The organism is Pseudomonas sp. GW456-L12, assembly GCF_059424045.1.
Window position 1 is genome coordinate 51,519 of record NZ_JBWKZA010000034.1, and the last position, 11,214, is coordinate 62,732.

11 protein-coding genes are annotated in these 11,214 nt (G+C 61.3%); 10 read left to right on the forward strand and 1 reads right to left on the reverse strand.

Going from position 1 to position 11,214, the window contains the following annotated elements; genetic code table 11:
- Positions 1-136: 136 nt before the first annotated feature.
- Complete coding sequence (locus tag AC07Y9_RS27835; protein WP_102681348.1) at positions 137-2,320, forward strand: hypothetical protein; 2,184 nt, start codon at positions 137-139, stop codon at positions 2,318-2,320.
- A 327-nt stretch (positions 2,321-2,647) separates the two neighbouring features.
- Here AC07Y9_RS27835 and AC07Y9_RS27840 read toward each other — a convergent pair whose 3' ends face one another.
- Entirely contained in the window at positions 2,648-2,959 is a 312-nt protein-coding gene (locus tag AC07Y9_RS27840) for a DUF2288 domain-containing protein (RefSeq protein ID WP_009042488.1), read from the reverse strand.
- 339 nt (positions 2,960-3,298) lie between these two features.
- On the opposite strand from AC07Y9_RS27840, the gene AC07Y9_RS27845 reads away from it, so the two are divergent.
- The 9 genes from AC07Y9_RS27845 (at position 3,299) to AC07Y9_RS27885 (ending at position 11,112) form a co-directional block, all read left to right on the forward strand.
- A complete protein-coding gene (locus AC07Y9_RS27845; RefSeq protein WP_007926614.1) occupies positions 3,299-4,426 on the forward strand; it encodes a branched-chain amino acid ABC transporter substrate-binding protein in 1,128 nt (375 codons plus the stop codon).
- Between the two features lie 231 nt (positions 4,427-4,657).
- Positions 4,658-5,581: a high-affinity branched-chain amino acid ABC transporter permease LivH gene (livH, locus tag AC07Y9_RS27850; protein WP_007926616.1), complete on the forward strand. Its 924-nt coding sequence runs from the start codon at positions 4,658-4,660 to the stop codon at positions 5,579-5,581.
- Positions 5,578-6,834 carry a high-affinity branched-chain amino acid ABC transporter permease LivM gene (locus AC07Y9_RS27855; protein WP_101337031.1) on the forward strand — a complete coding sequence of 419 codons (1,257 nt, stop codon included), beginning with the start codon at positions 5,578-5,580 and terminating at the stop codon, positions 6,832-6,834. The genes livH and AC07Y9_RS27855 overlap by 4 nt, the downstream gene beginning before the upstream one ends.
- A complete protein-coding gene (gene livG / locus AC07Y9_RS27860; RefSeq protein WP_009047385.1) occupies positions 6,831-7,598 on the forward strand; it encodes a high-affinity branched-chain amino acid ABC transporter ATP-binding protein LivG in 768 nt (255 codons plus the stop codon). Before AC07Y9_RS27855 ends, livG begins: the two co-directional genes overlap by 4 nt.
- On the forward strand, positions 7,599-8,300 hold the full coding sequence (locus AC07Y9_RS27865) for an ABC transporter ATP-binding protein (RefSeq protein ID WP_007926621.1): 702 nt from the start codon (positions 7,599-7,601) through the stop codon (positions 8,298-8,300).
- Between the two features lie 302 nt (positions 8,301-8,602).
- Positions 8,603-8,908, forward strand: coding sequence for a BufA1 family periplasmic bufferin-type metallophore (locus tag AC07Y9_RS27870; RefSeq protein WP_009042485.1), 306 nt, complete (start codon positions 8,603-8,605; stop codon positions 8,906-8,908).
- 28 nt (positions 8,909-8,936) lie between these two features.
- A complete protein-coding gene (gene bufB, locus AC07Y9_RS27875; protein ID WP_256581003.1) occupies positions 8,937-9,821 on the forward strand; it encodes an MNIO family bufferin maturase in 885 nt (294 codons plus the stop codon).
- Entirely contained in the window at positions 9,818-10,606 is a 789-nt protein-coding gene (locus tag AC07Y9_RS27880; RefSeq protein ID WP_102681350.1) for an HvfC/BufC N-terminal domain-containing protein, read from the forward strand. The genes bufB and AC07Y9_RS27880 overlap by 4 nt, the downstream gene beginning before the upstream one ends.
- Positions 10,607-10,608: 2 nt before the next feature.
- On the forward strand, positions 10,609-11,112 hold the full coding sequence (locus AC07Y9_RS27885; protein WP_087089222.1) for a DoxX family protein: 504 nt from the start codon (positions 10,609-10,611) through the stop codon (positions 11,110-11,112).
- The last annotated feature ends 102 nt before the right edge of the window (positions 11,113-11,214 follow it).

Sequence of the window (11,214 nt, forward strand, 5' to 3'; positions counted from 1 at the left end):
AAAGGATTCCCCCTAGCGGCCATCAGACTTATCCCTATCGCTGGGGCCAATATCGCGTTGTAAAGTCGCGAGATCCCACTTGATGGCTCTTTGATATCTTGTCACCGAGCCGACCAGTCCAGACACACGGCGCACAATGACTTCTAAAAACAATTCTGCCAACGCAGTATCCGAACTGACGCTGACCCCGGGCAGCCAGAGCTTTTCAGATTCGAAGCCATTGTCCAGCTCGCGCCCGCAGGCGCCCCAGCAATACCTCTACTTCACCGAAACCAACACCGACCGCATCCTCGACAACCTCGACGGCCTGCGCGACTCGGTATTTCCCCGCGCGCCGCACCTGGAAGACGAACTCGAGGCGCGCCGCGAGCAGGAATTTCCCTCGGTCTGCCTGATCGGCCTGGGCCGCTGCGGGTCGAACATCGCCCTGGATGTGGCGGAGCTGGTGTACAACGCCCGCAAGTTCTACCTCAACGAGTTCAACACCGACGACAAGGTCTATGCCGACAAGGGCTACAGCCCCGCCCAGTGGATCCGCCACAACCTGCGCCTGGGCCAGAGCAAGGCCAGCAAACCGGTGTTCCTGGTCGAGCCGCTGGTGATGCTGGGCGACCTGGACAAGGACATCGCCGGGCGCATCCGCTTCTCGCGCAAGGGCGAAAAAAGCGGCTTCATCCGCGACTACAGCAAAATGAAGATCATGGACCTCTCGGAAGTCCATGCCGGCGGCGCCGGCAACGCGCCGATCCTCGGCCAGTACCTGGCCAAGATCATCCTCAACAAGGACACGCAGCGCTTCTCCAGCCCCGACTGGAAAATGATCCACTCGTACCTGATCGACTCCTGCGGCATCAAGGCCAACCAGTCGCGCCTGTACTTCTCGATCTTCAGCGCCGGCGGCGGTACCGGTTCGGGCATGGCCTCGGAGTTCGGCCTGGCCCAGCAGTACTCGTACATGAACAAGACGTTCGACACCAAGCCGATCGACGAGCACGACAGCAAGAGCGGCCACTCCTTCGTCTTCGAGCCGATCTTCACCAGCGGCATCTGCGTACTGCCGAACATCTCCGATCACCGCAGCGAAATGTCCGAAGCGTTGCACATCAACGCCGGACGCTTGCTGTGCAAATACCTGTCGGAAGAATGGGACTTCTCCTACAACTTCGATAACGAAGACAGCAGCGAAGCCAGCGTCATGGGGCGCATCCGCCCATGGAACGCGATGATGCTGATTTCCAACGACATCATGCGTTATGCCGAAGAGAGCGATGACGGCAACATCCAGAACATCGACGTCAACGCCATGGAGAAGCACGCCAACCAGTACATCTCCCAGCAGATCTTCAACATCCTCACCGCCCAGGCGGTGACCACCGACTACGACCAGAACTATTTCCGCCGCGCCGGCATCGACATCGGCGAGACCATCCGCCTGGATGCCAACGACCTGTTCATGAGCCTGGCCGGCCCGGTGGCGATCGCCTACGCCGAGTCCGTGGTCCCGGAAACCCCGGTGCCGAGCGGTGACAAGTTCAAGGTGTTCGAGAAAGAGCCGCAGCGCCTGAACATCGACGACCTGTTCTTCCGCTCCATCGACCTGCCGCACTTCAACAAGGTGACCCAGGCCATCGAAGGCATCAGCCTGCTGCCGATCGAGTCCAAGCGTTATCGCGCGGCGCTGGAGCAATACAAGGCTTCCGGTTACGACGCCGCCGCCCTGCACGATCTGCACTTCTTCAAGAACTGCTCGTCGGTGGTGTCGATCGTCTCCCTGCCCAAGGACTACAAGCTGTCGTACATGGACCTGAACCGGCTCAAGACCCACCTCAACAGCCTGTTCCCCAATACCACCCTCAAGCGTTACGCCCTGGTGATCGGCGCCTCGGCCAACCTCTCGCTGACCACCCTGATCGCCAAGAGCCCGTGCCTGTCGGACGACTTCCTGACCCTGATCGTGGCCTTTATCAAGCGTTGCTTCGCCCGCAACCCGTACCGCTTCGACGAGACCCTGGACAACTCGATCCTCGACTTCATCGTCAGCGAGGCATTCGATGAAAGCCGCATCGACGAGTTGCTCAACGAGTTCGAGAACCCGGCGAAGATCCTCGATACCAACTGGTACGCGATCAAGCCGATGTACGAGAAGAAGTACCGCGAGCTGATCAACGACAAGGACAAGTTCGTCTCGATCAACGACATCCGCCTGTCCCGCGATTGCGTGAAGAAAGCCATCAAGTACCTGCGCGAGATCTACCGCCACCGCATCGGCAAGACCAAGGTCATCTCGCTGAACAACCATACGGGCAGGACGGCTTACTAACAGCTGCCCCTCTTCTGTAGGAACAGCCGGTCGACGCTCGATGGCTCGCGATCAGCGGCATCGAGCTGAAGCGATGTCGACTGGCTGGACGCCATCGCGAGCAAGCTTCGCTCCTACAGGGGAAATGGCGTTTACAGGGAAGTGATGTTAATCCCCTGAAACAATCAGGCAGCCCTCGGGCTGCCTTGCAAACTGTTCCCATTCCGCTTACGTCACCGTCAGCCTGAAATGGGTGGGGCCTTTCTCCACGGGCAACTTGCCATCACCCTGATCGCGGTTACTCGGCTACACACTTTCAACCGGAAAAACCAGGCACTATTTTGGTGCTCAGCCTTCGCCCTGCGCCCTTTCCTGGACCAGAATCCACGGCGAAACCACCACCGCCCACAGCAGCGGATCGCGCTCCACCAGATCCAGCGCCCGCGTCGCAGACACCTTGCCCACTTTCTCGGCGGCCAGCCAGGCAGACACTTTCTCGGCCTGGTTCTCGGCCATGGCCTCGGCTGCCTCGATCAAATCCAGGCTGGCGTCGACCCACAATAGGGCACCCTTGGCGAAGAACGGTTCCAGCTCCTTCCAGGTAATGGATGCGGTTTCACCAAGCAGCTTGGCATAGAGGGTGCTAGGTTCTTGAGTCATGGGCCTGTCCCGAAAAGAAATCGGCGCAATGATAACGTCGGTGCTCTGGCAGACAAACCCGGTTGCAATTGCGTCAACGATAGAGAAGTGCAGGAGAGCCAGGGATTGCTCGCTGAATACGGTCAAAACCCCGCCGCGATTCTGTCTTTTTCTTTCAATAAAGCGACACCCCCTGATTTTGCCCCCTGGCGCCAGCTTCCCAGGCTAACAATCGGCGCTCTACACTGTACCGGTACAGTTGCCGGGGGCATTTTCCGGGGATATCCAAGAGATATCTGACCCGGTTCTGCTGCTACGGCGCCAGGACTATAAAAATTACAACAGTAAGAGTGGAGCACTATGAATAAGGCTACTAAGCAGATTTCCAAACTGTTTGCCGCTATGGTTCTGGCCGGAGTCGCCAGCCATTCGTTCGCAGCTGACACCATCAAGATCGGCATCGCCGGCCCCAAGACCGGCCCTGTAGCCCAGTACGGCGACATGCAGTTCAGTGGCGCCAAAATGGCCATCGAACAAATCAACGCCAAGGGCGGCGTCGATGGCAAGCAGCTCCAGGCCGTCGAATACGATGATGCCTGCGATCCGAAACAAGCCGTCGCCGTAGCCAACAAAGTCGTCAACGACGGCGTCAAGTTCGTGATCGGTCACCTGTGCTCCAGCTCCACTCAACCGGCTTCGGACATCTACGAAGACGAAGGCGTGGTCATGATCACCCCCGCCGCCACCAGCCCGGACATCACCACCCGTGGTTACAAGATGGTGTTCCGCACCATCGGCCTGGACAGCGCCCAGGGCCCTGCCGCCGGTAACTACATCGCCGACCACGTGAAGCCGAAAATCGTTGCCGTGCTGCACGACAAGCAGCAATACGGTGAAGGCATCGCCACCGCCGTGAAGCAGACCCTCGAGAAGAAAGGCACCAAGGTTGCCGTGTTCGAAGGCATCAATGCCGGCGACAAAGACTTCTCCTCGATGATCGCCAAGCTCAAGCAAGCCAACGTCGACTTCGTCTACTACGGCGGCTACCACCCGGAGCTGGGCCTGATCCTGCGCCAAGCCCAGGAAAAAGGCCTGAAAGCCAAGTTCATGGGTCCGGAAGGCGTGGGTAACGACTCCATTTCGCAGATCGCCAAGGACGCTTCCGAAGGCCTGCTGGTGACCCTGCCGAAATCCTTCGACCAGGATCCGGCCAACGTGGCCCTGGCGGATGCCTTCAAGGCCAAGAAAGAAGACCCGAGCGGTCCGTTCGTGTTCCCTTCCTACTCGGCTGTCCAAGTGATTGCCGAAGGCATCAAGGCCGCCAAGTCCGAAGACGCCACCAAAGTGGCTGAAGCCATCCACGCCGGTACGTTCAAGACCCCGACCGGCGACCTGAGCTTCGACACCAAGGGCGACCTGAAAGACTTCAAGTTCGTGGTCTACGAGTGGCACTTCGGCAAACCTAAAACCGAAGTCTCGCCTCAATAAGGCCCTGTCTGACTGACTGCCAATAAAGCCCACGGCGTGCCGTGGGCTTTGTTTTGCGAACGTATTGGGCCTGTTTTCCGTGATCCGGAAGCCCGCCCACCTGAAAATCTCAAAACCGTCATCAGCGGTTCGCTGGCAAAACCTGACCCGAAGTGGATGCAGATCCACGGGGCACAGGCGGGAAAATGACTCCACCAGTGAAATGCGTATCAGGTTTTTAGGAGCGCTGTAATGCCTGACCTCTATCACTTTTTCCAACAGCTGGTTAACGGTCTCACCGTTGGCAGCACGTATGCCCTGATCGCCATCGGCTATACGATGGTTTACGGCATCATTGGAATGATCAACTTCGCCCACGGCGAGGTGTACATGATCGGTTCCTATGTGGCGTTCATCGCCATCGCGGGCCTGACCATGATGGGACTCGACAGTGTCCCGCTCTTGATGACCGCGGCCTTCATCGCGACCATCGTCGTTACCAGTGCCTACGGCTACAGCATCGAACGGATCGCCTACCGCCCCCTGCGCGGCAGCAACCGTCTGATCCCGCTGATCTCGGCCATCGGCATGTCGATCTTCCTGCAGAACACGGTTCTGCTGGCGCAAGACTCCAAGGACAAATCCATCCCCAACCTGATCCCGGGCAACTTCTCCATCGGGCCAGGTGGCGCACATGAAGTGCTGATCTCCTACATGCAAATCGTGGTGTTCGTGGTGACCCTGATCGCCATGCTCGGCCTGACCCTGTTCATCTCCCGTTCCCGCCTGGGCCGCGCCTGCCGTGCCTGCGCCGAGGACATCAAGATGGCCAACCTGCTGGGTATCAACACCAACAACATCATCGCCCTGACCTTCGTGATCGGTGCCGCGCTGGCGGCGATCGCGGCCGTGCTGCTGAGCATGCAATACGGTGTGATTAACCCCAACGCCGGCTTCCTGGTCGGTCTCAAGGCCTTCACCGCCGCGGTACTGGGCGGCATCGGCAGCATTCCGGGCGCCATGCTGGGCGGCCTGGTACTTGGGGTGGCGGAAGCCTTCGGTGCCGATATCTTCGGCGACCAGTACAAGGACGTCGTGGCGTTCGGCCTGCTGGTTCTGGTGTTGTTGTTCCGGCCAACCGGCCTGCTGGGCCGTCCGGAGGTTGAGAAAGTATGACTAGGAATCTTCGACAGGCGTTCTTCAGCGCCTTGCTGGTGTGGGCCGTCGCCTACCCGATACTCGGTTTGAAACTGACCATCGTCGGCATCAACCTGGAAGTCCATGGCACCAGCCCCACCACCCTGATGATCATCGCCGCGTGTTCGGTGCTGATGTTCCTGCGGGTGCTGTTCGACCAACAGATCAGCGCGGCCTGGAAGTCCTCGCCCAACATGCCGGTGATCCCGGCCAAGGCCAGTAACTTCCTGACCCTGCCGACCACCCAGCGCTGGATCATCATTGCGTTGATCATCGGTGCGCTGGTCTGGCCGTTCTTCGGCTCCCGCGGCGCGGTGGACATCGCCACCCTGGTGCTGATCTACGTGATGCTCGGCCTGGGCCTGAACATCGTGGTCGGCCTGGCCGGCCTGCTGGACCTGGGGTACGTCGGCTTCTACGCCGTGGGCGCCTACAGCTACGCGCTGTTGTCGCATTACTACGGCTTGAGCTTCTGGATCTGCCTGCCTATCGCCGGCCTGATGGCGGCCACTTTCGGCTTCCTGCTGGGCTTCCCGGTATTGCGCCTGCGCGGTGACTACCTGGCGATCGTGACCCTGGGCTTCGGCGAGATCATTCGCTTGTTCCTGCGTAACCTGACCGACCTCACCGGTGGTCCGAACGGTATCAGCAACATCGACAAACCGACGTTCTTCGGCCTGTCCTTCGAACGCCGGGCCGCCGAGGGCGTGCAGACCTTCCACGAGTACTTCGGCATCGAATACAACTCGATCAACAAGGTGATCTTCCTCTACCTGGTCGCGCTGTTGCTGGCGCTGTTCGCCCTGTTCGTCATCAACCGCTTGCTGCGCATGCCCCTGGGACGTGCCTGGGAAGCCCTGCGTGAAGACGAAATCGCCTGCCGCGCACTGGGCCTGAACCCGACCGTGATCAAGCTGTCGGCCTTCACCCTCGGTGCCTGCTTCGCCGGTTTCGCCGGCAGCTTCTTCGCCGCGCGCCAGGGCCTGGTGACGCCGGAGTCCTTCACCTTCATCGAGTCCGCGACCATCCTCGCCATCGTCGTGCTGGGCGGCATGGGCTCGCAGTTGGGCGTGGTCCTGGCGGCCACCGTGATGATCCTGCTGCCTGAACTGATGCGCGAATTCAGCGAATACCGCATGTTGATGTTCGGCGCCATGATGGTGCTGATGATGATCTGGCGTCCTCAAGGCCTGCTGCCCATGCAACGTCCCCACATGGAGCTGCGCAAATGAGCCGTGAGATCCTCAAAGTAACGGGCCTGAGCATGCGCTTTGGCGGCCTGCTGGCGGTCAACGGCGTGGCCCTGACCGTCAAAGAGAAACAAGTGGTATCGATGATCGGCCCGAACGGCGCCGGCAAGACCACGGTGTTCAACTGCCTGACCGGTTTCTACCAGCCCACCGCCGGCAGCATCCTGCTCGACGGCGAGCCGATCCAGGGCCTGCCCGGCCACAAGATCGCCCTCAAGGGTGTGGTGCGCACCTTCCAGAACGTGCGGCTGTTCAAGGACATGACCGCGGTCGAAAACCTGTTGATCGCCCAGCACCGTCACCTGAACACCAACTTCCTGGCCGGCCTGTTCAAGACCCCGGGGTTCCGCAAGAGCGAGCGCGAGGCCATGGAATACGCCGAGTACTGGCTGGAAAAGGTCAACCTCAAGGAGTTCGCCAACCGTCCCGCCGGCACCCTGGCCTACGGTCAGCAACGGCGCCTGGAAATCGCCCGCTGCATGATGACCCGTCCGCGGATCCTCATGCTCGACGAACCGGCCGCCGGCCTCAACCCGCGGGAAACCGAAGACCTCAAGGCGCTGATCGGCGTGTTGCGCGAAGAGCACAACGCCACGGTGCTGCTGATCGAACACGACATGAAGCTGGTCATGAGCATTTCCGACCACATCGTCGTGATCAACCAGGGCACGCCCCTGGCCGACGGCACGCCGGAACAGATCCGCGACAATCCTGAAGTGATCAAAGCCTACCTGGGGGAAGCGTAAATGCTGCAGTTCGAAAACGTTTCCACCTTCTACGGCAAGATCCAGGCGCTGCACAGCGTCAACGTCGAGATCCGCCAGGGCGAGATCGTCACCTTGATCGGTGCCAACGGCGCCGGCAAATCCACCCTGCTGATGACCCTCTGCGGTTCGCCGCAGGCCCACAGCGGCAGCATCCGTTACCTGGGTGAGGAACTGGTGGGGCAAACCTCGGCGCAGATCATGCGCAAGAGCATTGCCGTGGTGCCGGAAGGTCGTCGGGTGTTCGCCCGCCTGACCGTGGAGGAGAACCTGGCCATGGGCGGGTTCTTCACCGACAAGGGCGATTACCAGGAGCAGATGGACAAGGTCCTGGGCCTGTTCCCGCGTCTCAAGGAACGCTTCAACCAGCGCGGCGGCACCATGTCCGGCGGCGAACAGCAGATGCTCGCCATCGGCCGCGCGCTGATGAGCAAGCCCAAGCTGTTGCTGCTCGACGAACCGTCCCTGGGCCTGGCGCCGATCATCATCCAGCAGATCTTCGACATCATCGAACAGCTGCGCCGTGACGGCGTGACGGTGTTCCTGGTGGAACAGAACGCCAACCAGGCGCTGAAGATCGCCGACCGTGCCTATGTACTGGAAAACGGTCGGGTGGTGATGCAAGGCACCGGTGAAGCCCTGCTGACCGACCCCAAGGTGCGCGAAGCCTATCTGGGCGGCTGAGCACTTGCTGCAAACAAGAACGGCCCTGCGGGGCCGTTTTTTTTCGCCTGGAAATCGCCCCTCCTGTAGCCGCTGCCGCAGGCTGCGATCGGGGCAACGCCCCGCACAGGCTGAGCACTCGGAAGGCTCGGTACACCGCGCTGCCAGTGATTGCGCCGGCTTCGCCGTCGATCGCAGCCTGCGGCAGCGGCTACAACTGGATTTTTTTCACCAGGGCTGTAACAAACCCCAGCGACCTTTCTCTAGAGGGGTAAGCAGGCACGAATGCCTGCCTACACCACTACCTTTTCTGGAGAAACACCATGACCGCTACCACTCGCACCCTGTCCGCCGCCGCCCTGGCCCTGGCCCTCGGTTCTGCCTTGAGCATCGCCGCGCTGCCGACCACCGCCCAGGCCGCCGACAACATGGAGAAATGCTTTGGCGTCGCCATGAAGGGCAAGAACGATTGCGCGGCAGGCGCGGGCACCACCTGTGCCGGTACCGCCAAGGTCGACCACCAGGCCAACGCCTGGAAGCTGGTTCCTAAAGGCACCTGCGAGAAAACCGCCAGCAGCACCTCGCCTACCGGTTTCGGCCAACTGCAAGCCTACAAAGCCAAGTCGTAAGCAACCTGCCTGAGTGTCGATGATGAACATGGCCGTACCACTCCCCCTCCATCCCGCCACTCAGGCGACCTTCTCCAGCCTGCCGCAACGCGCCGGGCTGGGGCTCAAGACCGAGCACTTTCGCCAGGTCCTGAAGGAACAGCCCGATATCGGCTTCTTTGAAGTCCATGCGGAAAATTACATGGTCGCTGGCGGGCCGTTCCATCACTACCTGGGGCTGATCCGCGAACAGTATCCGCTGTCGCTGCACGGCGTCGGCCTGTCGATCGGTGCCGAAGGTCCGCTGGACCAACAGCACCTGAAACGCCTGGCCGTGCTGATCGAGCGGTATCAACCCCAGTCCTTTTCCGAACACCTGGCCTGGTCCAGCCATGGCCCGGTGTTTCTCAATGACCTGCTGCCCCTGGCCTATGACCGGCCGACCCTGAACCGCGTCTGCGAACACATCGACCAGGTGCAGAGCACATTGCGCCGCCCCATGCTGCTGGAGAACCCGGCGACCTACCTGGAGTTTCGCCAGTCGAGCATGGACGAGGCCGAATTCATCCGCGAGGTGATAGGCCGCACCGGCTGCGGCCTGTTGCTGGACGTGAACAATGTCTACGTGTCGTGCATCAACCACCGGCGCGACCCGCTGGCCTATATCGATGCCCTGCCGCTGCACGCGGTGGGCGAGATCCACCTGGCCGGGTTTGCCGAAGACACCGACAGCCTGGGCGACCGGCTGTTGATCGACGATCACGGCGCGCCGATCGATAACGCCGTATGGGCGCTGTACCTGCGGCTGCTGGAACGGATCGGAGCGACCGCGACCCTGATCGAGCGCGACAACCAGGTGCCGGCGTTTTCCGTGCTGCACGCTGAAGTACGCCAGGCGGATGAGCTGCTGCAATGCGCCAGGAGGCTGCCGTGAACACACAAGCCAGCTTCGCTAGCGCCCTGTTCGACTCCGAGCAACCCTGCCCTGTGGACCTGTACTGCGGCAACGGCGCCGACCCGGCCAGCCGCTTCGCGGTGTACCGCAACAATGTGCAAAGCTCTTTGATCAATGCCCTGGCCGATGCCTATCCGGTGGTGGCGCAACTGGTGGGCGATGAGTTCTTCCGGGCCATGGCCGCGCTCTACGTCATGCGCTTCCCGCCCACCAGCACCGTGCTCAGCGACTATGGCCATGACTTCGCCGATTTCATCGGCGGTTTCCCTCCCGCCGCCGCCGCCGTGCCTTACCTGGCCGATGTCGCGCGCCTGGAACGACTGCGGGTCACCGCCTACCACGCCGCCGACGCCTGCCCGGTGCCACTGGCGCAGCTCGCAACGGCCATGGCCGAGCCGCAAACGCTGGGGCAATTGCGCCTGGAACTGCATCCCTCGCTCGGCCTGCTGAACTCACCCTATCCGGTGGTCGATGTATGGGCCGCCCACCAGGGCGATGGCGACTGGCAAGGCGTCGACCTAAAGAACATCGACCTGTGCCAAGGACAAGACGCCCTGGTACTGCGTCATGAGCTGGAGGTCGAGGTGTTCGCCATCGACGCCGGGGTCGCCTGCTTCATCCATGCCCTGCACCACTCGCAGCCACTGCAAGTCGCCGCGGCCAATGCCTTGGCTGTCGATCCGGCGTTCGAGCCGAGCCAGGCCCTGGCGCTGCTGATCGGTCGCGGCGCCATCACTCGCCTGTCCCCCCATTCCGAGGTCTGAACATGCACACCCACTGCACCAATCACCACCCACTCACCCATGGGGTGAACCGGCTCATCCAACTGCTGGGAAGCATTCCCCACAGCCTGATCGCCTTTATCGCGCGCTTCTCCATTGCCGCGGTGTTCTGGAAGTCCGGCCAGACCAAAATCGAGGGCCTGGCCATCGACCTGTTCTCCGGGACGTTCGAGCTCGGCATGCCGCGCCTGGCCGACTCGACCATTCCGCTGTTCCAGAGCGAGTATCAGGTACCGCTGCTCTCCCCCGAACTGGCCGCACACCTGGCGGCATTCGCCGAGCATCTGTTCCCGCTGCTGCTCCTGGTCGGTTTCGCCACGCGCTTCTCGGCCCTGGCGCTGCTGGGCATGACCCTGACCATCCAGCTGTTCGTCTACCCCGACGCCTACCCGACCCACGGCACCTGGGCGGCGGTGCTGCTGTACCTGATGGCCCGCGGCCCCGGCAAGCTCTCCATCGACCACCTGATCGCCCGCCGCTATCGCTAGACGCTCCCCGATCCTGTAGGAGCGCAGCTGAACTGGCCTAATAATTCCGGACACCTCTTAAGGGCGATATGATTTCGCCAACTTGGAGGTTCCATGAACGAA